27 protein-coding genes are annotated in these 24,674 nt (G+C 57.6%); 10 read left to right on the forward strand and 17 right to left on the reverse strand.

Going from position 1 to position 24,674, the window contains the following annotated elements:
- Positions 1-38: 38 nt before the first annotated feature.
- Together ACR0DL_RS18700 and ACR0DL_RS18705 are read right to left on the reverse strand one after the other, a co-directional pair.
- Complete coding sequence (locus ACR0DL_RS18700; protein ID WP_170378256.1) at positions 39-695, reverse strand: DsbA family protein; 657 nt, start codon at positions 693-695, stop codon at positions 39-41.
- 14 nt (positions 696-709) lie between these two features.
- Entirely contained in the window at positions 710-1,216 is a 507-nt protein-coding gene (locus ACR0DL_RS18705; RefSeq protein WP_480690712.1) for a DUF721 domain-containing protein, read from the reverse strand.
- A gap of 81 nt (positions 1,217-1,297) precedes the next feature.
- Between ACR0DL_RS18705 and mutY the strand changes: the two genes are divergently transcribed.
- Together mutY and ACR0DL_RS18715 are read left to right on the forward strand one after the other, a co-directional pair.
- Positions 1,298-2,353, forward strand: coding sequence for an A/G-specific adenine glycosylase (mutY, locus tag ACR0DL_RS18710; RefSeq protein ID WP_480690714.1), 1,056 nt, complete (start codon positions 1,298-1,300; stop codon positions 2,351-2,353).
- A 59-nt stretch (positions 2,354-2,412) separates the two neighbouring features.
- Positions 2,413-3,549 carry an alkane 1-monooxygenase gene (locus tag ACR0DL_RS18715; RefSeq protein WP_480690716.1) on the forward strand — a complete coding sequence of 379 codons (1,137 nt, stop codon included), beginning with the start codon at positions 2,413-2,415 and terminating at the stop codon, positions 3,547-3,549.
- 78 nt (positions 3,550-3,627) lie between these two features.
- Here the strand turns inward: ACR0DL_RS18715 and ACR0DL_RS18720 are convergent, their stop codons facing one another.
- From ACR0DL_RS18720 to ACR0DL_RS18735, 4 genes are all read right to left on the reverse strand, one after another.
- A complete protein-coding gene (locus tag ACR0DL_RS18720; protein WP_480638141.1) occupies positions 3,628-5,016 on the reverse strand; it encodes an adenylate/guanylate cyclase domain-containing protein in 1,389 nt (462 codons plus the stop codon).
- A 143-nt stretch (positions 5,017-5,159) separates the two neighbouring features.
- The gene (locus ACR0DL_RS18725; protein WP_170362369.1) at positions 5,160-6,260 is read right to left on the reverse strand and encodes a site-specific DNA-methyltransferase; all 1,101 of its coding nucleotides are present in this window, start codon (positions 6,258-6,260) and stop codon (positions 5,160-5,162) included.
- A 108-nt stretch (positions 6,261-6,368) separates the two neighbouring features.
- Entirely contained in the window at positions 6,369-6,986 is a 618-nt protein-coding gene (locus ACR0DL_RS18730) for a ribonuclease HII (RefSeq protein WP_425081788.1), read from the reverse strand.
- 110 nt (positions 6,987-7,096) lie between these two features.
- Entirely contained in the window at positions 7,097-7,585 is a 489-nt protein-coding gene (locus ACR0DL_RS18735) for a hypothetical protein (protein WP_170362371.1), read from the reverse strand.
- Between the two features lie 176 nt (positions 7,586-7,761).
- Here ACR0DL_RS18735 and ACR0DL_RS18740 point away from each other — a divergent pair, with 176 nt between their 5' ends.
- The 3 genes from ACR0DL_RS18740 (at position 7,762) to ACR0DL_RS18750 (ending at position 10,400) form a co-directional block, all read left to right on the forward strand.
- On the forward strand, positions 7,762-8,049 hold the full coding sequence (locus ACR0DL_RS18740; protein ID WP_170362372.1) for a hypothetical protein: 288 nt from the start codon (positions 7,762-7,764) through the stop codon (positions 8,047-8,049).
- Positions 8,021-8,722, forward strand: coding sequence for a winged helix-turn-helix domain-containing protein (locus tag ACR0DL_RS18745; RefSeq protein WP_480690719.1), 702 nt, complete (start codon positions 8,021-8,023; stop codon positions 8,720-8,722). The genes ACR0DL_RS18740 and ACR0DL_RS18745 overlap by 29 nt, the downstream gene beginning before the upstream one ends.
- A 106-nt stretch (positions 8,723-8,828) precedes the next feature.
- Complete coding sequence (locus ACR0DL_RS18750; RefSeq protein WP_480690753.1) at positions 8,829-10,400, forward strand: DUF427 domain-containing protein; 1,572 nt, start codon at positions 8,829-8,831, stop codon at positions 10,398-10,400.
- 32 nt (positions 10,401-10,432) lie between these two features.
- Here ACR0DL_RS18750 and ACR0DL_RS18755 read toward each other — a convergent pair whose 3' ends face one another.
- The 6 genes from ACR0DL_RS18755 to ACR0DL_RS18780 form a co-directional block, all read right to left on the reverse strand.
- Positions 10,433-11,224 (reverse strand): DUF1217 domain-containing protein, encoded by a 792-nt coding sequence (locus ACR0DL_RS18755; protein ID WP_480690721.1) that lies wholly within the window; start codon positions 11,222-11,224, stop codon positions 10,433-10,435.
- Positions 11,221-11,622 carry a flagellar biosynthesis repressor FlbT gene (flbT, locus tag ACR0DL_RS18760; protein ID WP_170362374.1) on the reverse strand — a complete coding sequence of 134 codons (402 nt, stop codon included), beginning with the start codon at positions 11,620-11,622 and terminating at the stop codon, positions 11,221-11,223. Before flbT ends, ACR0DL_RS18755 begins: the two co-directional genes overlap by 4 nt.
- Positions 11,622-11,993, reverse strand: coding sequence for a flagellar biosynthesis regulator FlaF (gene flaF, locus ACR0DL_RS18765; protein WP_170398159.1), 372 nt, complete (start codon positions 11,991-11,993; stop codon positions 11,622-11,624). Before flaF ends, flbT begins: the two co-directional genes overlap by 1 nt.
- 77 nt (positions 11,994-12,070) lie before the next feature.
- On the reverse strand, positions 12,071-13,318 hold the full coding sequence (locus ACR0DL_RS18770; RefSeq protein ID WP_170351083.1) for a flagellin: 1,248 nt from the start codon (positions 13,316-13,318) through the stop codon (positions 12,071-12,073).
- Positions 13,319-13,527: 209 nt separating this feature from the next.
- Positions 13,528-13,887: a flagellar biosynthesis protein FlgN gene (locus tag ACR0DL_RS18775; protein WP_170362376.1), complete on the reverse strand. Its 360-nt coding sequence runs from the start codon at positions 13,885-13,887 to the stop codon at positions 13,528-13,530.
- Entirely contained in the window at positions 13,871-14,152 is a 282-nt protein-coding gene (locus ACR0DL_RS18780; protein WP_480690723.1) for a rod-binding protein, read from the reverse strand. Before ACR0DL_RS18780 ends, ACR0DL_RS18775 begins: the two co-directional genes overlap by 17 nt.
- A gap of 111 nt (positions 14,153-14,263) precedes the next feature.
- On the opposite strand from ACR0DL_RS18780, the gene ACR0DL_RS18785 reads away from it, so the two are divergent.
- From ACR0DL_RS18785 to ACR0DL_RS18795, 3 genes are all read left to right on the forward strand, one after another.
- Positions 14,264-15,490, forward strand: a complete 1,227-nt coding sequence (locus tag ACR0DL_RS18785) for a flagellar hook-length control protein FliK (RefSeq protein WP_480690725.1) — start codon at positions 14,264-14,266, stop codon at positions 15,488-15,490.
- Between the two features lie 2 nt (positions 15,491-15,492).
- Positions 15,493-16,158: a flagellar hook capping FlgD N-terminal domain-containing protein gene (locus ACR0DL_RS18790; RefSeq protein ID WP_480690727.1), complete on the forward strand. Its 666-nt coding sequence runs from the start codon at positions 15,493-15,495 to the stop codon at positions 16,156-16,158.
- An 84-nt stretch (positions 16,159-16,242) separates the two neighbouring features.
- Complete coding sequence (locus tag ACR0DL_RS18795) at positions 16,243-17,085, forward strand: phosphotransferase family protein (RefSeq protein WP_480690729.1); 843 nt, start codon at positions 16,243-16,245, stop codon at positions 17,083-17,085.
- Here the strand turns inward: ACR0DL_RS18795 and ACR0DL_RS18800 are convergent.
- The 5 genes from ACR0DL_RS18800 to ACR0DL_RS18820 form a co-directional block, all read right to left on the reverse strand.
- Entirely contained in the window at positions 17,080-18,381 is a 1,302-nt protein-coding gene (locus tag ACR0DL_RS18800) for an NAD(P)/FAD-dependent oxidoreductase (RefSeq protein ID WP_480690731.1), read from the reverse strand. The two genes, ACR0DL_RS18795 and ACR0DL_RS18800, sit on opposite strands and share 6 nt — an antisense overlap.
- Positions 18,378-19,196, reverse strand: coding sequence for an ABC transporter permease (locus ACR0DL_RS18805; RefSeq protein WP_170351089.1), 819 nt, complete (start codon positions 19,194-19,196; stop codon positions 18,378-18,380). The genes ACR0DL_RS18800 and ACR0DL_RS18805 overlap by 4 nt, the downstream gene beginning before the upstream one ends.
- On the reverse strand, positions 19,193-20,083 hold the full coding sequence (locus tag ACR0DL_RS18810; protein ID WP_170362382.1) for an ABC transporter permease subunit: 891 nt from the start codon (positions 20,081-20,083) through the stop codon (positions 19,193-19,195). Before ACR0DL_RS18810 ends, ACR0DL_RS18805 begins: the two co-directional genes overlap by 4 nt.
- Entirely contained in the window at positions 20,083-21,210 is a 1,128-nt protein-coding gene (locus ACR0DL_RS18815) for an ABC transporter ATP-binding protein (RefSeq protein WP_170362383.1), read from the reverse strand. The genes ACR0DL_RS18810 and ACR0DL_RS18815 overlap by 1 nt, the downstream gene beginning before the upstream one ends.
- A 68-nt stretch (positions 21,211-21,278) precedes the next feature.
- Positions 21,279-22,364 (reverse strand): polyamine ABC transporter substrate-binding protein, encoded by a 1,086-nt coding sequence (locus ACR0DL_RS18820; RefSeq protein WP_480690733.1) that lies wholly within the window; start codon positions 22,362-22,364, stop codon positions 21,279-21,281.
- Between the two features lie 140 nt (positions 22,365-22,504).
- Here ACR0DL_RS18820 and ACR0DL_RS18825 point away from each other — a divergent pair, with 140 nt between their 5' ends.
- Positions 22,505-23,188 carry a GntR family transcriptional regulator gene (locus tag ACR0DL_RS18825; protein ID WP_170506753.1) on the forward strand — a complete coding sequence of 228 codons (684 nt, stop codon included), beginning with the start codon at positions 22,505-22,507 and terminating at the stop codon, positions 23,186-23,188.
- 75 nt (positions 23,189-23,263) lie between these two features.
- The gene (locus ACR0DL_RS18830; RefSeq protein WP_480690735.1) at positions 23,264-24,661 is read left to right on the forward strand and encodes an aspartate aminotransferase family protein; all 1,398 of its coding nucleotides are present in this window, start codon (positions 23,264-23,266) and stop codon (positions 24,659-24,661) included.
- Positions 24,662-24,674: the final 13 nt, after the last annotated feature.

Consider the following 24,674-nt stretch of genomic DNA (forward strand, 5'->3'; position numbering starts at 1 on the left):
GTGCGACCGGTCCGTGCAGAACCGGTCGCAACAGGCAATCAGCTGCCCAGTTCTTCTTCGATCAGCTTCTTGAAATCGGCATAAGATTGGTTGTCGACCTTCTTGCCATTCACAACGAACGAAGGCGTGGATTGAACACCGTCACGTTCGGCGTTTTCCTGATACCAGGCCACCAGTGTCTGCGCGCGGGTGCCGTCCTGCAGGCAGGCTTCAAGCTGGTCATTGTCAATACCAGCCAGACGCCCGATCTTGCGCAACTCGTCCACGATTTCAGCTGGACCACCTGCGCGGGTCCATTCGGACTGACCTTCATAGATCAGGTCGGAAATGCCAAAGAACTTATCGGGGCCGTCGCAACGCGCGACCATCGAAGCCCACAGGCCATATTTGTCGAAATACACCTCGCGGTAGATGAACTTGACCTTACCGGTGTCGATGAAATCCTTCTTCAGCTGCTTATACGCCCCCGTATGGAAGTTGGCGCAATGCGGGCAGGTATAGGATGCATATTCGATGATCTCGACCGGCGCATCTTCTGCCCCCTGCACCATCTCAACGATGGTCGAGGTGTCAATATCGGCCTCTTGCGCCTCGGCACTGCCAATCATCGGATACGAAGTAGAGGAATTCGACAGCCAATAGCCGCCAGCGGCGATAGCTACGGCCGCGCAGATTCCGGTTGCAATACGGCTCATTTCTCAGCCCTTTCTCAGCGTTTTTGCTTGGATAATACGTTGCGGCCCAGACGTTCAAGGGCCGCGCGCAGATCACCGTCATTGACGTCGCGCGCGGTCCGGTCCGCCTCAGCCACGATTTCGGGATCGATTTTGGGTTTCGCCGCTTTCGGTTTGTGATCGAAGCTAGCCTGCCCCTCGGCAAATCCTATCGGCGCGGTCTGGGTGATACGCACCCGGCTGATGGCGTTATAGCCATAAACAGCATTCACCTTGCCGCGCAGCTGTTCCTTTTGCATTTCAAGCATCGGAGCCTGCGGGCCAGTAGTCAGCACCGTCAGCGTCGCGCCGATCCCGCCCTTGCCATAGCCCACATTCACCGGTCGCGCGATGGCGGCCATATCCTGGCCAACGATCTCGGCCCAATGGGTCAGCAGACGCGAAACGGCAAAGCCCCGGCTTTCCCCGGCGCGTCTGATCTGGCCGTTCAGCAATGTCGCGGTGCGTTTGAACCCGCGGGTCGAAGAACGTCTGCGCTGCATCTGGTTTCCAACTCCTGCGCCGCTATTGTAAAGGGCATGATATCGGACGCCAGCGAAACCCGACAGAGAGATAGATAAAACTTGCGTGACACCATTCAATATGACCTGAGCGGTGCGTTACTGGCCTGGTACGACCGCCACGCTCGCACGATGCCGTGGCGTGTTAGTCCAGCCGACCGGGCGGCGGGCATGATACCCGACCCCTACCGGGTCTGGTTGTCCGAAGTGATGTTGCAACAGACCACCGTGGCCGCTGTCCGAGATTATTTTACGCGATTCACCGCGCGCTGGCCTACGGTTCAGACACTGGCGGCCGCACCGGATGATCAAGTCATGGGCGAATGGGCCGGGCTGGGCTATTACGCCCGTGCCCGCAACCTGCTGAAATGCGCGCGCGCGGTGGCCAATGAACATGGCGGCGTTTTTCCCGATACCTATGACGCCCTGCTGAAACTGCCCGGCATCGGCCCCTATACGGCCGCCGCCATCTCGGCCATCGCTTTTGACCGGCCCGAGACGGTTCTGGATGGCAATGTCGAACGGGTCATGGCGCGTCTGTATGACATTCACGACCCTCTGCCAGGCTCGAAACCCCTGTTGAAAGAAAAAGCCGCTGCGCTAACGCCCGACCTGCGACCCGGAGATTATGCACAGGCCGTGATGGATCTGGGGGCCACGATCTGTACCCCGAAATCTCCGGCCTGTGGCATCTGCCCCCTGCGCGACCCTTGTCAAGCCCGTGCGGCCGGAACCCAGCCCGACCTGCCGCGCAAGACACCGAAAAAGCCGAAACCCACGCGGTATGGCCATGTCTATATCGCTCAGCGTACGGATGGAGCCCTGCTGCTGGAGCGGCGCCCCGACAAAGGGTTGCTGGGCGGCATGCTGGGCTGGCCGGGGTCAGTTTGGTCAGATGCGCCAGCAGACTCCCCTCCCTTTTCCGCTGACTGGCAAGCTTTAGCAGGTGAGGTGCGCCACACCTTCACCCATTTTCACCTGATCCTGTGTGTCTGGACAGCTACGTTGCCGACGGAAACGACCCTTGATGATCTGATCGTTTTGGAAAAACACACTTTCCGCCCCAGCGACCTGCCGACCGTGATGCGCAAAGCATATGACCTCTGGCGCAACCGGTAACCCATTGTCTGTCCCGCCGGACTGTGGCTAATGTGCGCGCAGTCATCCGGAGCCACCCAATGACCGCAACAGATACCTTACCCCATTGGCAATCGGCCCTGCCGTTCTGGATCTCATTCCTGCTGATCCCGCTGATCTGGTTCACCGCAATGGCCGGCGGTTGGTTGGTCTTGCTGGTGCCACTTTCCACATGGTGGGCCTTTGCGTTGCTCGACCGGCTCACCGGGCTGGATCTGACCAATGCCAGCCCCGATACCCCCGACTCGGTGTTGCACTGGTACATCCTGCTGACAAAAGCCTGGGTTCCGGTGCAATTCCTGACCCTTTATGGGCTGATCTGGTACGCCACGCATACCGACCACCTGTCAACCTTGGCTAAGGTTGGGCTGTTCTTCGGAATGGGAGTAATCTCGGGCACGATCGGCATCAACTACAGCCACGAGTTGATGCACCAAAAAGGCCGAGTCGAACGCTGGTTGGGCGATATCCTTCTGGCGATGGTGCTGTATTCACATTTCCGCTCTGAACATTTGCTGGTGCATCACCGCTATGTCGGTACGCCCCGCGACCCGGTGACGGCCCGCTATAACGAGGGGTTTCATCGGTTTTATCCGCGGGTGCTGAAACAATGCCTGTTCTCGGCCTTGCGGGCTGAACGCGAAAAACTGGCCCGTAAAGACCGCCCGTGGAGTGACCTCTCCAACCCGTTCTGGCGCTACTGGGCATTACAAGGTGCAATGCTGGTATTGGCCTTCGTGATCGGAGGTCTCTCGGGGCTCGCACTGTTCCTGATCCAAGCGGGCGTCGCCATCTGGCAGCTAGAATTGGTTAATTACGTCGAACATTATGGCCTGACGCGCAAACATCTGGGCGCAGGCAAGTATGAGCATGTCCAACCACGCCACTCATGGAATGCGTCACAGAAAGCGTCGAACTGGCTGCTTATCAATTTGCAGCGCCACTCGGACCACCACTATAAACCCAACCGCCGCTTTCCACTGTTGCAACACCACCCCGAGGACGCGGCCCCGCAATTGCCCTACGGCTATCCGGTGATGACGGTCGCCGCGATGATCCCACCGCTGTGGCGTCGCATCATGAACCCACGCGTCCGCGCTTGGCGGCGCCAATACTATCCCGAAGTTACGGACTGGACGTCCTATAACAAATTGCAAAACCCGCTGCCACGTGCCTGACCGCAGCACGCGTCAGCGGGCTGCCCGGCCCAACGATCCGCCTTGCATCTTCGATGCATGGTTGATCGGCGGGAGCCCTCACCCGGTCATCACCCATACATCCATCGGGGCCTCCACCCCCCGGACCGCACGATTTTCGTGTTTCGCAAACCCCGCCATCAGCTCGGATACGTTGCGGCCTTCTTCCTCCAAACGGCTCCGAACTGCGTCGCTCATGATGACTTTTGCCTGAAATTCGCGGGTCTGCGCCTCAAGCTTCGCGGCCACATTCACCGCATCCCCTATCACCGCAAATTCCAAACGGTTGGCGCCGATATCCCCCAGAACGACCGCGCCGAAATGGACCCCGATCCCCACACGTATCTCAGGCTCGCCCGTACGGCGGCGTTCCACGTTCCAACGGTCAATCACATCGATCATCCCGCGCGCGCAGGCCACTGCATTACTCGCATCCTGCGGTGTCGGCACCGGCGTCCCAAACGTGGCCATCAACCCGTCACCCAGGTATTTGTCCAGCGTTCCGTGATGGCGGAACACTTCGGCCTCCATCCGTGCGTGAAAGCCGCGCAGAACCTCGATCACTTCGTAAGGGTCGCGCCCGGCGGCATATCTGGTGAACCCCACGATATCGATGAACAGGACGGCAATTTGCTCTTTGCGCACCTGCTTCAGCGGCTCATCATTCTGGCTCAGCTCATCCACCACGTTCGGTGAGAAATACCGCGACAGGTTTGCCCTTTCGCGCTCCAACCCCGCATTTGACATCAGCAACCGATTGAGCCGCCGCATCGACACGCCCAATGTCACCGCCACCATCATGAACACGATCACCTGTTGAATACGCTGCGCTGGCATAAAGCTGTTGGGGTCCAGCAATTCTGCCACATCGGGATAGCCAGCCAATGCCTCAGCCACACGCTCGCTGAGACCGGGCATCGGGGTTGCGACCCACCAGGCGATGATCCATCCAGCCGTCCAGACCCCTGCTGTCCATGACCCGATCGCAATCACCGTACGCCAGGAATAGGCCAACGTACCGGCCGCCAGAATGATGAAGAAATACTGGAAATTGTCGAACCGGTACTGCATCGCCAACGGTCGGACATCGTCGCTGAACGGGTTGGGCACAATCATCCCCAGTGTCATGATCAGCAGGTCCACAAAGATCAAAAGCAGCTCGGTCCGCGATTGCCCCACACGGCCCGCCCGCCGGATAAACCAGCCGTTGGCGCAGATCAGCAGCAAGATGAAGTGATACCACAGCACTTCCCATTGCGGATTCAGGTAGATCAGCAGCACACCAGTCAGCGCCATCGCGATCCAGCGAGCGCGGACCGCAAGTTCAAGCCCCTCGCGCTTGTGTCGTTCCATCGCGGCTTCGGTATATTTGTTTTCTAGATCGAAATTGTCCGGGCGGGTCACAAAGAACCGGTCAAAGCGGGACTCGCTGGCTGTGGTATCCGACATTGCACAAGCTCCTTCACTGCACCGCAGGATACAGAAGGCCCGTTTCGAAACCAGATGTTGAAAAACAAAAGACCCCGCCGAGATCGGCGGGGCAAGGCTTAGTGCCTTGTGTCAGGCCACAGGCACCGGCGGTGTTGGTAAAATCAGTTCATCTCGGCCCGGATCTGCTGACGCAACACGTCAATCGGCACCGTTTTGCCGTCGCGTTTGAAGCACCAGTAGGTCCAGCCGTTACAGGACGGCGCGTTTTCCAGCTGCGCCCCCACTTGGTGGATCGAGCCCTTGACGTTGTTGCCCACCAGCGTGCCGTCGGCACGGACCTTGGCCTTGTGGCGCTGGTTCATGGAATACAGTTCTTCACCCGGGCGCAGCATCCCACGTTCGACCAGTTGGCCGAAGGGCACGCGCGGCTCGGCACGTTTGCTGGCGCTGACCTCCAGCGCCTCACGGTCGAACTTACGGACCTTCGAGATGCGCTTTTCAGCGACCTTGCGATAGCTTTCCTCGCGCTCGATGCCGATGAATTCGCGTCCCAGCATCTTGGCAACTGCACCTGTGGTTCCGGTACCGAAGAACGGATCAAGGATCACGTCGCCCGGATTGGTCGAGCCGATCAGCACACGGTGCAACAGCGATTCAGGTTTCTGCGTCGGATGCGCCTTGTCGCCGTTTTCATCCTTCAGGCGCTCGTGCCCGGTGCAGATCGGCAGTACCCAGTCACTGCGCATCTGAACGCCCTCGTTCAGCGCCTTTAGGGCTTCATAGTTGAACGTGTATTTCGCCCCTTCGCGTTTCGACGCCCAGATCATCGTCTCATGCGCGTTGGTAAAGCGTTTGCCGCGGAAGTTCGGCATCGGATTGGATTTGCGCCACACGACGTCGTTTAAAATCCAATAGCCCGCGTCCTGCAGGGCCGAACCCACACGGAAGATATTGTGGTAAGATCCAATCACCCAGATCGCGCCATTTGGCTTAAGCAGACGACGCGCTGCCTTCAGCCATTCGCGGGTGAATTGGTCATAAACGGCAAAGCTGGAGAATTGATCCCAATGATCGTCAACCGCATCTACCTGGCTGTTATCGGGGCGGTGCAATTGACCCTTCAACTGCAGATTATAGGGCGGATCCGCGAAAATCAGGTCCACCGATGCCTCGGGCAGACTGTTCATCACATCGATGCAGTCCCCGGATAGAATCGTGTTTAAAGGGAGCGCTTTTGCGCCCTTTTTAGTGGTTGTTGTCATTTGTACTGCCTCAAGTATCCACGGCGCTTTTGCGCTCATTTGGTTGAGACAAGGATGAGTCAAAGTCGATTCGCCGTCAATTTCTTTTTTGAATCAGCGACTTACGATTTACTCTTGATACAAGATATTGTGTACCGGCTTGAAGGAACGTCTATGGTGTGGGGTCACACCAAGATTTTGCAGCGCGTCCTTGTGTTGTTTCGACGGATAACCGGCGTTTGTCTCCCATCCGTAGCCCGGATGCTGTTGCGCCAAATCCACCATCAGTTGATCACGCCAGTTTTTGGCGACGATCGAAGCCGCCGCAATCGACACAGAATGCGCATCGCCTTTGACCACCGCCCTCGCGGGGATCGTCAGGCCTCGTGGAATCATGTTCCCATCGATCAGCAGGTAATCAGGCGGCGGGTCCAGCGCTGCCACCGCGCGCTCCATCGCCAGATGTGAGGCCCGCAAGATATTGTGTTCGTCAATCTCGGCCACTGACGCTTCGGCAATTGCGATCTCGGCCTTCTCACGCAGGGCTGCCTCTAACGCGGCGCGCCGTTTCGCCGTCAGCTTTTTGGAATCGTTCAGCCCGTCGGGAATATCACTGGGGTTCAGAATCACGGCTGCGGCAACCACCGGTCCGGCCAGCGGTCCGCGCCCAACCTCGTCTACGCCAGCGATCCGCAGATATCCTTGCGCCGCTGCGGCCTTCTCAATTTCATAATCCGGAGTCGTCATACCCCCGGAAAACCGCGTTTTGCCACCCACCGCAAGAAAAAAGGAGAGAGCAGCTTGCGCCGCCCTCTCCCGCACAGCGCTTCTGTGGCGCCGCTCCTGCTCGAAAACCGTTACTTGTAACTAACGCGGTATCCTTTCTGGCGCAGACAACCGGGGTGGTATGCCCGCTTGACCTTTTTGCCATTCCAGAACCTGACCTTGCACTGGTTAGGCAGGCTATTGCTGTATTTGTAATGCTTGCCCAGACAGGTCTGCCCCAACAGTCGTTGATTGGGCGAATACCCTTTGAACGTGCGCAAGCATCGTTGCGGCAGGCTGTAACGCGCAACACGCGGAGGCAGCGGGCGTACATGATGTGGCCGGTGCTTTGGCCGGGTGTGTACGTGTTTCTGGGGCGCCTTATATATGTGATTGTAGTTGTGCGTCACGTTGTTCTTTTTGCTCTTGTCGTCGAAATGCTTCACAGCGGCGCCAATCAGCGCAATGGCTGCAAGCCCGCCAAGAATATCCTCGACATCCGCGGCCCGCGCCTGAGACGCGGAAATACCGGTGATGGCAACTGCCGAGGCCACGATCAGGGCAATGAATTTCTTATGCATGGTGCTTGTCCTTCAGTAGTCTTGAGGTGACCCGGTGGCGGGCCGTGTGCTGATGACCCGACACTGGCCGCGCCTCGTTCAGACAGGCAATAACGGGCCGGTGTTATCCGATATCAGGCCCGCGAAACCCCTTGGGTTATTGAATATCGTGCCAACACATGCGCAGGATGCGGCCTATGAAACAGATCCTCTCTTCTCTGGCCCTGTTGGCCCTGATATCGCTTGGCACCACCGCTTCGGCGGCCGATTGCTATGCCGACTACAAGGCCAAGCAGGACAATCCACTGCGCCTGCACTACGGCGTCATGCAGGTATCGGCTTGCGGCAAAGGGCAGGCTAAAAAAGAAGTCGCCCAACGCCTCAAGGGGTCGGGCTGGACCCTGCTGAACGTCATGTCCGTGTTCGGGCCGGAAGGGTTGGATAAAAGGAAGGCCAATGCCGGAAAATTCTATCTCCGTTACTGAGGCCCGCCGATCCGGTGTCAGACTGGTCGGCGCGGGCATCGCGGCGATCGTGGTGATTCTGGTAACAGCGGCCATCTTTTTATTCTGGACCCTGCCCGATGCTAATGCCTTTAATGCCCGGGTCGAACGATTGTTCATCGAAAGCGATCTGACCTCGCAAACCGAGATTCGCCTGCTTGAGATATTGGCGCAATCGGGCACCGCTTTTGCCGATACACTGTCCAGCTACCGAATGGTGATTTTCGTGTTGCTGGTTTTTGCCACTGCTATGTTGGTAACGGCGCTGGTGTTTCTGGTGATGCTGGTGTTGTTGAACCGGCGAATGGCACAAATCGAACGCACCGGCATTCAGGTCACCTCGCTACTGATCAGCCGCGAGGAAAATACCGTCTATCTGAACAACATGGATTTCAAACTGACACCCGCGGCAATGGAGACCTTGTCGGTGCTGGCCGAATCCCGGCTGGACGACGAGGTCCTGTCCGGCGTTCAAATCGAGTCGATGATCTCGGGCAAAAACACCGCCGATTGTGACGAGGCTGCAGGTGCCACACGGATCAAACGGCTGCGCGATGCCTTGGGCAATCAGATGGTCAGTGAGTTGCTGGTCAAGAATATCGCCAAAAAAGGCTATATGCTGTCGATCGAAAAAGATGTGATTCAGATGGTCTGACTTTGCCGCATCGCACAAGGTATGTGTGATAAAATGCCAGTTATCCCCCTTGGAATGCTTGCCCCAAAGGCCCATCCTATTACCAAGCGGGTCAGGGAAACTGATGATGAACGTCCATACCACACCGCCGACTACAGGCTATGGGATATCGGTCGAATCGCTGAAAGGTCGGATCGCGATCTATCGGGATGACACCCTGTTGGCCGAAAGCACCGACGCGAAAGTCATGTATGAAACGCGGCTGCCGGCCACAATTTACGTCCCGCGCGCAGATGTCTGTGTCGATCTTGGTGCAGAAACCGAGTTGCAGACGTTTTGCCCATTCAAGGGAACGGCGACCTATCACGATGTCATTCTGGATGGGCAACGGCTGACCAACTCAGTCTGGGCCTATGAAGAAGCACTGCCTGAAAGCGCCGCCATTCAGGGCTATGTCGGGTTTATGCCCTCGGCCTATACACGGGTCGACTTGGGCGAAAACCAACTGCGAGATACCGAGGATGGCAATATCAGCGGCCCTCTGATTGATTGGCTGATGCGTGGTGCATCCAACCTCAGCACGCCGGAAGCCTTCACCAAGGCATTGGCCGAAAAGATGTTGGAACACGGCATCGCCATTCAACGGCTCAGCATTCTGGCCTGGTCTCTGCATCCGCTGATCGCGGGCAAGCATTATATCTGGGAAAAAGGTGAGGCCGAGATTTCGACCAACGTGCCCACGTATGAAATCCACGATCACCCGGCCTATATCAACAGCCCCCTGCGTCACGTCTCGAACGGGCTGGGCGGTGTGCGCCAGCGGTTGAACGACGATAACCCCCACAACAGCTTCCCGATTATGGAGGACCTGCGGGCCAAGGGTGCCACCGATTACGTCGCCATGCCATTGCCGTTCTCGGACGGGCGGACAAATGTCCTGACCCTGACCTGCGATCATCCTGACGGGTTTACAACAGAAAACCTCGGGTTGGTGTTCGAGTGCTCATCTGTCATTGCCCGCTTTTACGAAGTTTTCATGCAGCGCGAGAACGCACAGGTGTTGCTTGAGACTTATGTCGGCAAACGCTCGGGCGCGCGGGTGCTGGGCGGTGAAATCCGGCGCGGCGACGGGGATGAGATTGATGCGGCCATTATGTTCTGCGACCTGCGCAATTCGACCAGCCTGGAAGAGCAGCTTGGTCGTACCGCCTATATCAACGTGCTGAACGACTTTTTCGAAACCGTGTCCGATATCGTGCATAACAATGGCGGCGAAGTATTGAAGTTCATCGGTGACGCTGTTCTGGCAGTCTTTCCCGAGGGTGAAGATTCCATGGTCGCGCGCCGAAACGCGCAACGCTCAGCCGTTGAAATTGTCGAAAAACTTGGTGAGTTGCGCCAATCTGGCTCAGACGTTCATTGTGATTGCTCGATCGGGGTTGCCTATGGTCGGGTCACATATGGCAATGTCGGATCGCGCGAACGGCTGGATTTCACAGTCATCGGACAGGCCGCAAATGTCGCGGCCCGGTTGGGGGAATACAGCAAAACGATCGGTCAGCGCATTGTCGTCTCGGCCGATATTCAGCCTGCATGCGCGGATGCTTTGTCATTGGGCGAGGTCAAGCTGCACAATGTGTCCCAGCCAGTGACCGCATTTGCACTCAGAACTTCGGCGGATGCCGTGTTGAACGCCTGAGTTTTCGAATAGTTATCTGTGTCGCGCCTAGGTTACGCCCCCAGCAAAATCAGCGCCGTTTGAGCAGGGGAAATCGTGTTTTGCAGCTGTGCAATCTGGCTGCGTGCAAGATATTGGTCTGTCAGCCGGGCCACCGACGCCTCGTCGGTAAATTGGGCCAGATCGTCTGATCCAGTCAGGCCCGACAATCTATCCTTGAAAACCTCAAGCTGCCTGTCGATGTCCAACTGCGCGAAACTTGATGGCAGCCCCAGCGCCGTCTCCATCATGCTTCTCAGCGGCGGTTGCCCCATCAGATCGAACCACTTAGTGTCCGAACTGCTGTCCTGCGCGGCCAGATCCGCCAAGGTATGTTGCGTATAAAGCGATATGCGCATCGTCTCATCGCTCTCACCCACAGCGATTTCGAACCGAGACACGACATTGTCCTGCGCAATTGCTTCCATAAAGGTGGTCAAACCCGTTCTGCGCACCTCGCCCGGACCCAGGCCGAAGGCTTCGGAAAACTCCCGATACCGCTTATCGGCCAGACGGTTGGACAATGCATCCTCGGCGCTTGTCCCATCGGACAGAATTTTCTGGACGAAATAGCGATTGTTGATGTCATCCTCTAACCCGAAGGCGCCCAGCGCCACTTGCAGCAACCGCCTATCCGAAACCAATTCCTCAGCCGTCTGTACCTTGCCGATATTGCTCAGAAAGTACTTTGTCTCTCGTTCATTGACTGGCGAGGCCGAAAAGCTTTCGAACTGCGTATCATAGGTACGCTGCAAAAAACGCCAGCCGACAATACCATCAGAGGGGATGACAGGCCGGAATGTCATTGCTGATACGCCATCAACCGTTCTTCACGCGGCAACAGCGCCCGCAGGGATTTCAGGCATTTGTAATACTGTTCGGCCAGTAAAGCCTCAGTAGCTTCGGACAGAACACGACGACTGTCGGCATCGGTGAAGACCTGGCTCAACTCTTCAACCCGCCGCAAAAGCTGTTGCCGCGCCCGCTCAGGCTCCATATCGCCGGACAAGACAAGCTGGGCGGCATAACACACCCGCCGCACCGGGGTAGTCACCTCATCCGGATGAATGGCATCGCGCAGGCGCAGGACATTTGCGTCCGGCGTCATGATTGAAAAGCGGCTGCGGCGATCTCCGTTTTCGACAACCACGCCGTTTATCAGCACCCTCTCTTTCGGTGCCAGTTTCAGAACCAGCCCCCCCATCAGGTAGCACCCATCTGACGCAGGCCGCGCAGGACGGCCATATTGATCTCAAGCAGCGGCTCAACGGTCGCCTTATTGCCCAGAACCTGACTGCTGTGTTGCTCGGTGAATTCTGCCAGATAGAAGATTCGCGCGCGCAATTCATTGGGCAGCGCGTTGTCCGAGTCGGACACGCCAGTTGCCAGAACGGTCCACAAGCGACGATTTTCGTGTAGCGCGTGAACGAACCCTCCGAAATCGGTTTTGCGTCGGGCCGCCGCAACCTTGAGCCGATGCGTGATCTTCGAAATCGCCTCGTACTCGGTATCGCGCGGGGTGCGGGTCGGGGCGGTCTGCGCGTAGGCACGTTGTGCAAGAGTTTGCGGTGTCACTTGAAATCCTTCCAATAGGCCGTCTTTTGGCGGTCAGAGTCGGGGCGCGTCTGGGCGCCCCGACCAGGTTCCGAAAATTAACGGAACAGCGACAGGATCGACTGCGGCGCCTGATTGGCAATCGACAGCGATTGAGTGGCCAGCTGCTGCTGAACCTGAAGAGCTTGCAGACGAGCCGAGGTCTCTTCCATATCGGCGTCAACCATCGAACCGATGCCGGACTTGAACGAGTCGGTCAGTTTGGAAACGAAATCCTGCTGTGTTTCGATACGGCCTTGCGCCGAACCAAAGGCTGCCGCTGCATCAATCGACGTGTCGATCAGTGTTTCGATGGTGCCCAGCGCGGCTGCCGCGCCTGCATCTGTCGAAACGTCAATCGAGCTGAGTGCGCCAAGCCCACCGGAACCAGCATTAGTGAATTGAGCCGACACGGTAATGTCCTGATCCGCATCCGCACCAGCCGTTGCCGTACCTGTAGTAAAGGACAGGGTGTTCGGCGATCCCGAGTCATAGTCGACTGCAACACCTGTGATGCCCAGCGCATCAACCTGGTTCTTGAGGCCAACAGCAACAAGAGCATCTGTATAGGCATCGTCATAGGTTCCAGAGGGATCCAGATCGCTGGCTTGAATGGTGTACGACACATCCTGATCACCGACTCGGATCGAGACACTATCACCGACTTCAAAGTTGTCAGTCGAGCTGTCGATCACAATGTCACCTGACCCGCCGGCTTTATCCATGGTAAAGCCTGCAACATCATTGTCGGTGGTCGCGCCTCCCGAACCTGCAAGTACGCCTTTGGCAGTATAACCGCCAATGGACAGGTCCTGACTTGCGACCGAAATCGACGACGAATTCACTGCACCAGTGCTATCCCGATCAAGTGAGGACAAGATAGAAGCAGTACCGGCCGAGCCGTCCACAAGGTTAAGCCCGTTGAACTGTGCCGCACCAACAACCGACGCAATCTGATCCCGCAGAGCGGTCACATCATCGTTGATCTTGCCGCGGTCAACGTTGTCCTCCTGCGCGGCGACGATTTTCTCTTTCATCTGCGTCAACAGATCGGTCACGGTTTCCGACGCGTTCCGCGCCACTGCAACGGTCGATTCTCCCAGCGCCAGGCTGTCTTTGATCGCGTTGAAGCCCTTGACGTCCGACTCCATGACTTTGGAGATTGCCCAGACGGCCGAGTTGTCCTTCGCAGTTGCGACGTCCTTACCGGTCGAGATCGCGTTCTGGGTCATCTCCAGATTCTTGTTGACCGATTTCAGGGTTTGCAGCGCCACCATTGCGCCATTGTTTGTCAGAATGCTGGACATAGCTTTCTTCCTTTTCCGTTCGGGCCCTTTGCGCCCATGCTTACCCCGCACCACATGCGGGCTTTGACGTCTTTCTGATCAATGCGATCCGCCGTCGGGCTGTTCGCGCCACCTGTTGTTTCAGATGCCCGGCCACCTTTGCCCCTGATCCCCTAATGGAATGCTAAAGCCCCTCACTCAGAAAATTCGGATTTGAATCAAACCCGCTCCTATGCCCGTTTTTCCAGTTTCGCATTGCGACGCACGGCGTATCCGTTGCGCTGCCCGTCCGCTCCGTAGGTGCTGAACTCCTGCCGAACGCGCCGCAATTCGGCCATACGGCTGGCAACGGCCCGAATCCCTTCGGCGGCACTGTTCAACAGCGCCTGGTTCCGTTCGACTTTCTGCTGCAGGCGAATCAATTCGGCGCTGTCCAAAACCTGCAATTCATTGATCGCACCGATCAGCTTTTCCTTTTCCGGCGCCATATGGCTCAGCCGGTCCAGATCCCCGTCGACAAGCGCGGATCGCTCAAGATCCAGCACTTCCTCAAGGGATCGGATCAGGTCGGTTTCAGAATTGGTCGGCATCGGTTTTCTCCATCATGGACTGGAACAAAATTTCGGACAGGCCAATGCCGCCGGATGCGGCCAACGCGCGCGCCTGATGCTGCACGAGGAAGGACGAAAACTGATCTTCGCCGGCACCGCCGCCAAAAGATTCGCTGGCCTTGCCCAACCCAGAAGATTTGAGCATTTCCGCCAGAAACGCGGCCTCCAACTCGACCGCCGCAGCCTGCAATTTCACGGCCGTGGTGGGGGGCTGCGCGGTAGGAAGGGTTGTGGAAATCTTCATCACTTTCTCCGAAATTTGCATCGAACTTTCTCGATCAAAGGCGAAAGCGGTTAAAATAAACGTAACCTCCTGCGGGCAGATTTCCGTTCACACAAACGGAGTCGGAGCAAAATGCCCAACCCACTTTCAGCACTGTTGTCTTCGTCCGGTAACGCCGCGAAACCCGATGCAACACCGCAAGAACCTCGTGCGTCCAAAGGGGCCGCGTCCTTTCAAATGGTCATGGATCAAGAGGCCGATCCGCAGTCAGCCGAGCCCGATCTCACCGACCTTTTGGTTCAGGACCCAGACACGGTGTCAGAGGTGGACGACATCGCTGCAAACGTTGAAATTCCGGATGTTTCCGATACCCCCGAGGATCAGCCGCCTGCCGAACTCCGCGCGGCTGTGCCGGAAGTTGTTCCGGCTCCGGTTGCCATGACCTTGGCCGAAAAACCAACCATGATGTCATCGACTGTTGAGGCGGAGGCTGCAACGGTAGACGAGACGCACCCGCCCCCTCAAAAAGACAGGTTGGAACCCGCGGCGGGCTCTGCTCGGCGTGCGGTATCTCCAGCCGTTCAAGCCATGCTTTTCGGTACAGTTTCGCCAAGAAGAACGCCCCAGGCGGCCACCAATCCGCCAAGCTTTGCCGCCGGGCTTGTAACACCGAACATGCTCCCGAAAGAGATGTTGGATCATTCGCCCATCATCCGACCCGACCTGGGCGGACCAAGTGTCCCCGCGACGCCACAGGTGGCGCAATCGCAAGCGGTGGTGCCTGATCGCGCGCCAACACTTGTACAAATGCAGCTTTTGGCCACGGATCAAACCAACACGCAGACCGAGCTTCAAACCTTTCCCGAAATCGAAGAGATATCGACCACCAGAGAGACCCCGACATTGTCCTCTGCCCGAGATTCGGCACCATTAACACAGACCATGACATCGACGGCGCGCTCTGAAACGGCACGCGCAGTTGCCAATCAAATGGCAACCGTTGTTTCGACCCGTGGACAGCAAGGCACAATCGAGGTCGCGTTAAATCCCGAAGAACTGGGACGCGTTTCGATAGTCTTGAATGGTCGCGATGATGGCCTGCACATAACAATCTCGGCGGAACGGCCGGAAACACTGGATATGATGCGCCGTCACATCTCGGTGCTGGAGGCCGAATTCCAGAACTTTGGGCTGGGCGACCTGTCCTTTGATCTGGGCACCTCTGCAGACGCACAGCAGGATAGGTCTGACTCGGGCGACGGCACCCGGTTTGCGGAAACGCAGGACGAGCCTGTCACCGAGGCGGGCTCCGCCATTCCGAAACTAGGCCCCGACGGCCGGATCGACATGAGGCTTTGAACATGATCACCCCAACCCAATCGACGACACAAGCCAATACCCAGGCCCAATCAGCATCCCAGTCACAGGCAACCTCGATCGCGTCGGATTTCGACACTTTCCTGTTGCTGATGACGACCCAGGCGCAAAATCAGGACCCGCTTGAGCCGATGGATTCGACCGAGTACGCCTCGCAATTGGCGCAATTTTCGATGGTCGAACAACAGGTTCAGAGCAACGAGCTGTTGTCCGAACTGGCACTGTCTCTGGGCGGTATAAAGTTGGAGGATCTTGCCAATTGGGTCGGCATGGACGTCCAGACCACCGCGGCGTTCCACTTTGATAGCGAACCTGTGACTCTGTCCGCGCAAGCTGAACCGGCGGCAGACAGTGCGGTGATGGTGATCCGGGACAGTGACGGCACCGAGATCGAAAGAATTTCCGTACCGGTGACCCAGACCGAATTTGACTGGGCCGGTACAACAAGCGATGGAAGCCCTTTGCCGACCGGCAGCTATTCAGCCACGCTGGAAAGTTATGACGGGGCAGAGTTGCTTTCAGTCCGGCCTGTCTCAACCTACAGTCAGGTGGTCGAGGCACAGGTTGGCGAGGATGCTGTCGTGCTGACGTTGGAAGGCGGGCAGGTGGTTCCGGCAGGGATGGTGACCGGGGTCCGAACCGGAACTTGATCTGCGGGGCGGGACAGGCCAAACCAGTGCAAACTGCGACTCGTTTTTTTGGTGAACCCACTGCCTGCCCCGACACCCCCCCCTTTGGATCTTGTTGATGACCTGCGTCACCGGGGGCTGATCGCAGTGGATGCACAGTTTCAGACCCTGTATGGCGGACGGACAAATCAGGTCTGGAAAGTGCTGGAAGAGAACGGCGGCAAGGTTTTGAAACTGTACCGAACAGGGTTGCGCAATCCGTTGTTTCGCAACGATGCCGAGTTGGAAGCGCAGTGCCTAACCGCGTTGGAGCCGACCGGATTTGCCCCGCGTCTACGCGCGGCGGGTCAACATCAAAACGGTCGATGGGTGTTTTACGATCACGCGCCGGGTACGCCCTGGCGTAAGGACACAACCGACGTTGCCCAATTGCTCGGCAAACTACATGGACTGGATGTGTCGGTTCCGGCGCCGCGCGGATGCAATGGCGGTGCGGATCTGGCCCGGCACGGCCAGAGCATCCTTGACGGATGCACCTCGGCCATGCGGCACCAATTGGAACAGCTAAAACCTGACGAACAGGTACAACCGACCCAACAGACTTGCCTGATACACGGCGACCCGGTTGCGGGGAACATTCTGGTTGCGCCATCCGGGCTGACCCTGATCGACTGGCAATGTCCGGCGCAGGGCGATCCGTGCGAAGACATTGCACTGTTTGTGTCGCCCGCCATGCAGCACCTGTACCGGGGGTCAGCTTTGACACCTGAGGAAGAAGATCAGTTTCTGTCCTCGTACAGACGCGCAGACATCGTGACCCGGTTCAAATCGCTGCGTCGTTGGTATGCCTGGCGGATGGCGGCCTATTGTTTGTGGCGGATCGAAAACGGGTCACCGGATTATGCCACGGGGTTGGAACTAGAACGCGCGGTGCTAGAGCGGTCATAAGTCCAATAGCCCCATCATGGCATAGGCCGGCGGCATCAATGCGCGCCGCCAGCGTCCCAGCGGAAACCGCGCTGGGACACGTGTTATGGGTTCAGGTAGCCCGGTCTCTTGCTGCAAAACCATCCGGGCCAGCGCCCGTCCGCAATAGGTCCCCATCGCCACCCCGTTACCGTGATAGGCAAACCCGGCGAACATCCCCGGTTGATCCGTCACGGGACCCACAAACGGCATTAACCCTCGCGACAGGCAGACCATACCGGACCACATATGGGTGACATCGACCGACGCCCATTCCGGGAACATCTGCCTGAAATCGTTCAGAGCCTTCCGGCGAATGGCCGCCTCAGCCTGCGGAGACGCGCGCAACCCGCCGCGCATTCCGAACAGAAACCGTCGGTCGGGCATCAGGCGGAAATAATGCAGCAAATGGCGGGTATCGTAAGACATCTGGTCAGATGTCCAACCCTGAGCTTGCAAGTCAGCGTCGGACAAGGGGCGCGTCACCAGAACCGTGGATTGGACAGGCATATACCGGCCAGCCAGCCAGGGCGGCACGTCCTCGCTGGAGTAACCATTGGTGCAGATGAGAACGTTTGCGGCGCTGATCCGACCCGAGGCTGCCTCCAAGTCAAAGCCAGATTGCGTCTTCCGAATTGTCTGCACCGCACTGTTCTGAAACAGCTTGGCCCCAAGTGTCTGCGCCATTTGCGCCAAACCGAACAGGTATTTTCTGGGGTTCAGTGCAAACCCGACCGGGTTGGTGTACCCGCCATAAAACCGACCACCAAACCCAAGTCCGGGAAGATCATCTGGGGCGTGCAAAGTGCCCGTGGCCTCGGCCCGTTTGCGCAGCCTTTCCATCGCACGGGGGGTGTGAGCCAGTTGGGTTTCACCCTGTGAATGCACATCCGCATCTATGGCATTGGTTTTCAGCAGATCAGCGACAAGGTGAACCGCGTCCATTTCAGCTTGATCATAACTGTGTGCGGCCGCCTCACCGAATTGGCGGACCGTTGCGCTGTAGCTCAGTTTTGATCCGCCCAGACAGCAAAAGCCACCATTGCGCCCCGAGGCGCCCCAACCAGGTGTCCGGGCCTCAAGCACCGCAACCGAAACACACGCGTTTGCCAGATGCAGCGCCGCTGACAGCCCGGTGAAACCGCCACCAACAATGGCGACGTCTACCTTTTGTTCACCGTTGAGAACCGGCCAGTCGGGGCTGGCAATCGTTTCGTCCCACCAGCAGTTGGTCCGGGGGCCGGGCCCATAGGTGTAATCCGGGAACAGCCGCTTCATTCGGTACGCGCAGCAGCCATTTCATCCTGCTTTTGCCGCACCATCGCGCGTTTTGTGACCAATGATGCGGTGATAACGCCCACCGTCACAATCGCGATCATGATCGTGGACAATGCGTTGATCTCGGGGCTGACACCCAGGCGCACGGCCGAAAAGATCTTGATCGGCAGGGTTGTCGCCGACGGCCCAGAGGTGAACGACGCAATCACCAGATCATCCAGCGACAGAGTGAAGGCCAGCAACCAACCCGAGATCACCGCAGGCGCGATGATCGGCAAAGTCACCAGCCGGAACGCCTGAGCGGGTGAACAGCCCAAATCCAGCGCAGCCTCTTCCAGAGATTTATCGAAGGTCACTAGGCGTGAAGACACGACGACCGAGACGAAACACATCGAAAAGGTCGTATGCGCCAGAACGATGGTCAGGATACCCCGATCCAACCCGATGCCGATGAACAGCAACAGCAGCGAAAGCCCGGTGATAACCTCGGGCATCACCAGCGGCGCGTAGATCATGCCGGAAAACAGCGTGCGACCAAAGAACCGCCCACCGCGCACCAACACATAGGCCGCGGCGGTACCCAAGATTGTCGCCAATGTGGATGAGAATACCGCGACGCGCACGGTCACCCAGGCTGCATCCAGAAAGGCCTCGTTCTGGATCACTTCGCCATACCATTTGGTCGAGAAACCGGCCCAGACTGTCACCAGCTTGCTCTCATTGAAGCTGAAGATGATCAGGATGATCATCGGGATATAGAGGAACGCAAATCCCAGCGTCAGGGACACCGCGTTGAACCAGCTTAGCCTGTTCATTGCTCGGCCTCCGTCTGCTTTTGCTGGTTGCGCTGGAACAGCACAATCGGGACGACAAGGATCAGAAGCAGTACCACCGCCACGGCGCTGGCCACCGGCCAGTCGCGGTTCGAGAAGAACTCTTCCCACAGCACCTTGCCGATCATCAATGTGCCCGAGCCGCCCAACAATGATGGAATCACGAACTCACCAATCACCGGGATCATCACCAGAAAACATCCCGCGATGATGCCAGGGCGCGACAGCGGAACAGTCACCAGCCAAAAGGCCTGCAGACGTGAGCAGCCCAGATCCTCAGCCGCTTCGATCAGGGACCCGTCCATACGCTCCAGTGACGAATAAACCGGCAGGATCATGAACGGCAGATACGTGTAGACGATGCCGATATAGACCGCCCATTGCGTGTTCAGAATGGTCAGCGGGGTCGAGATGATGCCCAGCCACAGCAGAAACTGGTTCAGATAGCCTTCGTTCGACAAAATCCCCATCCACGCGTAAACGCGGATCAGGAACGAGGTCCAGAACGGCAAGATCACCAGCATCATCAGCGTGGGCCGCCACTCGACCGGCGCGCGGGCCATGCCGTAGGCAATCGGATAGCCCACCAACAGCGTCAGAAAAGTCGAGATCACCGCGATCTTGACGCTGGACAGGTAGGCTTTCCAATACAGGTCATCCTCGGTCAGCCAGACGAAGTTTTCGAAATCCAACTGGCTGAAGAACTCTTTGATCCCGGCCCAGCCCTGCGACAGGTCCAGCGTTGGCGTGTAGGGCGGAATGGCCAGTTCGGTATCCGACAACGAGATCTTCAGAACGATGAAGAACGGCACCAGAAACAGCGCCAACAGCCAGACATAGGGAACGGCAATCAGAAATGCGCGGCGCATCAGCTGGCCAGCAGAACCGCGGCCGTCGCTGTCCAAGACAGCCAGACCGGGTCTTCCCAGGTGAACGAACGGCGCGAGATTCGACGGGTATTGGCCGTCTGCGCCTTGATGATCGTGCCGTTTGCAAGCTCGACATGATAGGTAGACAGGTTGCCCAGATAGGCGATGTCATGAACCTTGCCCTGCACTGCGTTGATCGCATCTGCCGGGCGATCCGCCGAGATCGTCACTTTTTCGGGCCGGATCGCCAGATGGCAGGTCTGACCGCTAGAAAACCCATTTGCTGAGGTTGCCGTCAGCGGTGCCTGCCCCTCGGCCCAGTCGATCTGATAGGAGTCTTCGCCGTTGGCGGACGCCCGGCCCTCGATGATGTTCACATCCCCGATGAAATCCGCAACATAGACCGAGTTCGGGTTTTCATAGATGCGATCCGGCGTTTCCACCTGCATCAACCTGCCCTGGTCCATCACCGCGACGCGGCTGGCGACGGTCATCGCCTCTTCCTGATCGTGGGTCACGATCACAAAGGTGGTGCCGGTCTTTTCCTGAATATCCATCAGTTCAAACTGCGTGTCCTGCCGCAGTTTCTTGTCCAGCGCGCCAAGCGGTTCATCTAGCAACAGCAGCTTTGGTGCCTTGGCCAGTGACCGCGCCAGCGCCACCCGCTGACGTTGCCCACCCGAGATCTGATGCGGCTTGCGGCGGGCAAATTGTTCCAGCCGGGTCAGGCGCAGCATCTCTTCGACACGCTCTTCCAAGTCATGCTTGGGCATGTTGTCCCGGCGCAGGCCGAAGGCAATATTGTCCCAGATACTGAGGTGCGGGAACAGTGCGTAGGACTGGAACATCATGTTTACCGCCCGCTTGTTCGGCGGGATCGGGTCGATGTCCTGACCGCCCAACATGATGTGCCCTTCGGTCGGCGTTTCGAACCCTGCCAACATCCGCATCATGGTGGTCTTGCCGCAGCCCGAAGGCCCCAGCAAAGCAAAGAATTCTTTTTCGAAGATATCCAGAGACAGGTTGTCGATGGCCGTGAATTCACCAAACCGTTTGGTGACATTCCGGAACTGGATCAAAGGTTTCGCCTGTGGATCATTCCACGGCTCAAAGACGTCAGAGTTCAAAACGGCCCCCGTGCATCAATCTGGGAAATGGCACAGGGCGGGCCAATCCGCCCTGTGCAGATAACCGGTCAGGTGCCCGATTTGATCTTGGTCCACAGACGGGTCACCACCCGTTGTGTTTTCGACGGGTATGGCGTCGTGATGTAGAGATTCTGCATAGTAGCATCATCAGGATAGATCGCCGGATCACCGATCACGTCTTCTACAAGAAACTCCTGTGACGCCTTGTTGCCATTAGCATAGTAAACGTAGTTCGATGCAGCGGCCATGTTATTGGCATCCAGAATAAAATCCAGGAACTTGTGTGCACCTTCTGGGTTCGGAGCATCCGCCGGAATTGCCATCTGGTCGAACCACATCAACGAGCCTTCGGCAAATGGGTGGTATTCAATGTTGACACCGTTGTCAGCCTCTGCTGCGCGATCGCGTGCCTGAAGAATATCGCCCGACCAGCCGACGGCTACGCATATATCTCCATTGGCCAATGCGTTGATATATTCCGAACTATGGAACTTTTGGATGTGAGGGCGGACGCTAGTCAGAACCTCTTCGACTTTCTTGATGACGTCAGGATCGTGGCTATCAGGATCTTCGCCTATGTACTGCAAAGTCATTGGTATCATCTCGGCTGGCGCGTCCAGGAAGTGAACCCCACATGAGGCCAGCTTTTCCATGTTCTCAGGCTTCAGCACCAGATCCATGCTATTGAGGGCGACGTCATCACCCAGCGCTTCTTTGACTTTGTCGACGTTCACGCCGAGTCCAGTGGTGCCCCACATGTAGTTTATCGAATACGCGTTGCTGGGATCATAACCCGCGGTGCGTTCCTGGATTACGTCCCACAGGTTGCCCGCGTTGGACAGTTTGGACGAATCCAACTCCTGAAATGCACCAGCCTGTATCTGGCGCTGAAGGAATGTTCCGGACGGCACCACAACGTCATACCCCGAACCACCGGCCAACATCTTGGTTTCAAGAACCTCGTTACTGTCGAACACGTCGTAGATCAGCGTCAGGCCGGTTTCTTCTTCGAACTTCGCAAGCAGGTCCTCATCGATATAGTCGGACCAGTTGTAAACACGCACTTCTTCGGCAAAGGCCGCAGAAGTCCCCAGCGCGATGACCGCTGTCATGGTCAGCGTTTTGATTGTCATTTTCTTCTCCCTGCAAGTGTACGGGTATAATCCCGTTTTTTTGGATTTGATCAAGTTTTGCGTTTTCCCTCGATCCCGCGTATGGTTTCACGAGGCCTGAAACCTGGCAAGACATCATCACTGGAAACGGGGCAAACCAATTGGATTTGATCAAAAATAAGGCATCCAGCGCGAAGGTAGAGACCGAAAAACGACCCGCGCACGAACAGGTCTATCAAACCCTCAAAGCGCAGATCATGTTCGGTGACTTGGTGCCGGGACAGCCCGTCACGATACAGGGACTGACTGATTCGCTGGGGGTGGGAATGACCCCCGTGCGTGAGGCGATTCGCCGCTTGATCTCGGATGGCGCATTGATGTTTCAGGGCAACCGCAGGGTCAGCGTACCGCTGTTGTCGGCGGGAGATGTCGAACAGATGATATTTGCCAGAATTTCAATAGAATCAGAGCTTTCAAGCCGCGCAGTTGCGAATATGAACAGTGCGGATATCGATAACCTTGAACGGATCGATCAGCGGCTTGACCGCACAATCGCGGACGGCGACGTCAGCGGTTATCTGCATCTGAACCACACGTTTCACGAAACCCTCTATTCCTTTGCTGACGCCCCAATTCTGCTTGATCTGACCGAGCGGCTCTGGCTGAGATTCGGGCCGTCTCTGCGTGTGGTCTGTGGCCGTTTCGGCACGCAAAGTCTGCCGGACCGGCATAAGGACATTATCACCGCGCTGCGCGCAAAAGATGCGAAAATGGCAGCAAAAGCTACGGCTCAGGATATCGAACAGGGGATGGAACTGATGGCCGACGCCCTGACCGACGGCTAGAAATTGGCGATTCGATTGACAGGAAAAAATTTGATCATATTGTAAATGCCAACCGCTTTTGCAGGAGACGTCCGGATGTCCACCATCACCAATCACATGCCCACCGCTGAATTGCAGGCGCTGGATGCTGCCCATCACATGCACCCGTTCTCGGCCAATGGTTCGCTTGGCCAGGAAGGCGCCCGCGTCATCACCCGTGCCAATGGCGTCTATCTGACCGACAGCGAGGGCGAAGAGATTCTGGACGCCATGGCCGGTCTGTGGTGCGTCAATATCGGCTATGGTCGCGATGAACTGGCCGAGGTCGCCGCCCGCCAGATGCGCGAGCTGCCGTATTACAACACCTTCTTCAAAACGACCCATGTGCCTGTCATCGCGCTCGCCGCGAAGCTGGCAGAACTGGCGCCGGGCGATCTGAACCACGTCTTCTTCGCCGGTGGCGGATCCGAGGCAAATGACACCAACATCCGTCTGGTGCGCACCTATTGGGCCGAAAAAGGCCAGCCCGATAAAAACATCATCATTAGCCGCCACAACGCCTATCACGGCTCGTCCGTGGGGTCCGCGTCTCTCGGGGGTATGGCAGGGATGCACGCGCAGGGCGGCATTCCGATCCCCAACATCCACCACATTAACCAACCGAACTGGTGGGTCGAAGGCGGCACCATGACCCCCGAGGAATTCGGCCTTGCCCGCGCGCGCGAGTTGGAAGACGCAATTCTGGAGCTGGGCGAGGACCGCGTCGCCGCCTTTATCGCCGAACCCGTGCAAGGTGCGGGCGGCGTGATCGTGGCACCCGACAGTTACTGGCCCGAGGTTCAGCGGATCTGCGATAAATACGATATCCTACTGATCGCGGATGAGGTGATTTGCGGATTTGGCCGCACGGGCAACTGGTTCGGCTCAGAAACCGTAGGTATCCGACCGGATATCATGACCATCGCCAAGGGGCTCAGCTCGGGCTATGCGCCCATCGGGGGGTCCATCGTCAGTGATGAGATCGCCAAGGTCATCGGCGGCACCGAGTTCAACCATGGCTATACCTATTCCGGCCACCCGGTCGCGGCGGCCGTTGCGCTGGAAAATCTGCGCATCCTCGAAGAGGAGAAGATCGTCGAACACGTCCGCGACGTGGCCGCGCCCTATTTGAAAGAGAAATGGGAGGCGCTGGCCGATCACCCGCTGGTCGGTGAGGCCAAAATCGTCGGCATGATGGCCTCGATCGCGCTGACGCCGGACAAGGCCAGCCGCGCCAAGTTTGCCTCGGACCCCGGCACGGTCGGCTATATCTGCCGCGACCGCTGCTTTGCCAACAACCTGATCATGCGCCATGTGGGTGACCGGATGATCATCTCACCCCCGCTGATCCTGACCCCTGCGGATATCGACGAGATGTTCGTGCGGATTTACAAGTCGCTGGATGAGGCACATGCCGAAATCATCGCGCAAGGATTGATGAAGGTGGCGGCATAGGTCGGCGTTCAGA

Source organism: Ruegeria sp. BB5 (genome assembly GCF_056539405.1).

What these genes read in the sequence shown, in the direction of transcription:
- ACR0DL_RS18700 (WP_170378256.1), bottom strand. Translation starts at nt 695, where the DNA reads ATGAGCCGTATTGCAACCGGAATCTGCGCGGCCGTAGCTATCGCCGCT.
- ACR0DL_RS18705 (WP_480690712.1), bottom strand. Translation starts at nt 1,216, where the DNA reads ATGCAGCGCAGACGTTCTTCGACCCGCGGGTTCAAACGCACCGCGACA.
- ACR0DL_RS18715 (WP_480690716.1), top strand. Translation starts at nt 2,413, where the DNA reads ATGACCGCAACAGATACCTTACCCCATTGGCAATCGGCCCTGCCGTTC.
- ACR0DL_RS18720 (WP_480638141.1), bottom strand. Translation starts at nt 5,016, where the DNA reads ATGTCGGATACCACAGCCAGCGAGTCCCGCTTTGACCGGTTCTTTGTG.
- ACR0DL_RS18725 (WP_170362369.1), bottom strand. Translation starts at nt 6,260, where the DNA reads ATGACAACAACCACTAAAAAGGGCGCAAAAGCGCTCCCTTTAAACACG.
- ACR0DL_RS18730 (WP_425081788.1), bottom strand. Translation starts at nt 6,986, where the DNA reads ATGACGACTCCGGATTATGAAATTGAGAAGGCCGCAGCGGCGCAAGGA.
- ACR0DL_RS18735 (WP_170362371.1), bottom strand. Translation starts at nt 7,585, where the DNA reads ATGCATAAGAAATTCATTGCCCTGATCGTGGCCTCGGCAGTTGCCATC.
- ACR0DL_RS18740 (WP_170362372.1), top strand. Translation starts at nt 7,762, where the DNA reads ATGAAACAGATCCTCTCTTCTCTGGCCCTGTTGGCCCTGATATCGCTT.
- ACR0DL_RS18745 (WP_480690719.1), top strand. Translation starts at nt 8,021, where the DNA reads ATGCCGGAAAATTCTATCTCCGTTACTGAGGCCCGCCGATCCGGTGTC.
- ACR0DL_RS18750 (WP_480690753.1), top strand. Translation starts at nt 8,829, where the DNA reads ATGAACGTCCATACCACACCGCCGACTACAGGCTATGGGATATCGGTC.
- ACR0DL_RS18755 (WP_480690721.1), bottom strand. Translation starts at nt 11,224, where the DNA reads ATGACATTCCGGCCTGTCATCCCCTCTGATGGTATTGTCGGCTGGCGT.
- flbT (WP_170362374.1), bottom strand. Translation starts at nt 11,622, where the DNA reads ATGGGGGGGCTGGTTCTGAAACTGGCACCGAAAGAGAGGGTGCTGATA.
- ACR0DL_RS18770 (WP_170351083.1), bottom strand. Translation starts at nt 13,318, where the DNA reads ATGTCCAGCATTCTGACAAACAATGGCGCAATGGTGGCGCTGCAAACC.
- ACR0DL_RS18775 (WP_170362376.1), bottom strand. Translation starts at nt 13,887, where the DNA reads ATGCCGACCAATTCTGAAACCGACCTGATCCGATCCCTTGAGGAAGTG.
- ACR0DL_RS18780 (WP_480690723.1), bottom strand. Translation starts at nt 14,152, where the DNA reads ATGAAGATTTCCACAACCCTTCCTACCGCGCAGCCCCCCACCACGGCC.
- ACR0DL_RS18785 (WP_480690725.1), top strand. Translation starts at nt 14,264, where the DNA reads ATGCCCAACCCACTTTCAGCACTGTTGTCTTCGTCCGGTAACGCCGCG.
- ACR0DL_RS18790 (WP_480690727.1), top strand. Translation starts at nt 15,493, where the DNA reads ATGATCACCCCAACCCAATCGACGACACAAGCCAATACCCAGGCCCAA.
- ACR0DL_RS18800 (WP_480690731.1), bottom strand. Translation starts at nt 18,381, where the DNA reads ATGAAGCGGCTGTTCCCGGATTACACCTATGGGCCCGGCCCCCGGACC.
- ACR0DL_RS18805 (WP_170351089.1), bottom strand. Translation starts at nt 19,196, where the DNA reads ATGAACAGGCTAAGCTGGTTCAACGCGGTGTCCCTGACGCTGGGATTT.
- ACR0DL_RS18810 (WP_170362382.1), bottom strand. Translation starts at nt 20,083, where the DNA reads ATGCGCCGCGCATTTCTGATTGCCGTTCCCTATGTCTGGCTGTTGGCG.
- ACR0DL_RS18820 (WP_480690733.1), bottom strand. Translation starts at nt 22,364, where the DNA reads ATGACAATCAAAACGCTGACCATGACAGCGGTCATCGCGCTGGGGACT.
- ACR0DL_RS18830 (WP_480690735.1), top strand. Translation starts at nt 23,264, where the DNA reads ATGTCCACCATCACCAATCACATGCCCACCGCTGAATTGCAGGCGCTG.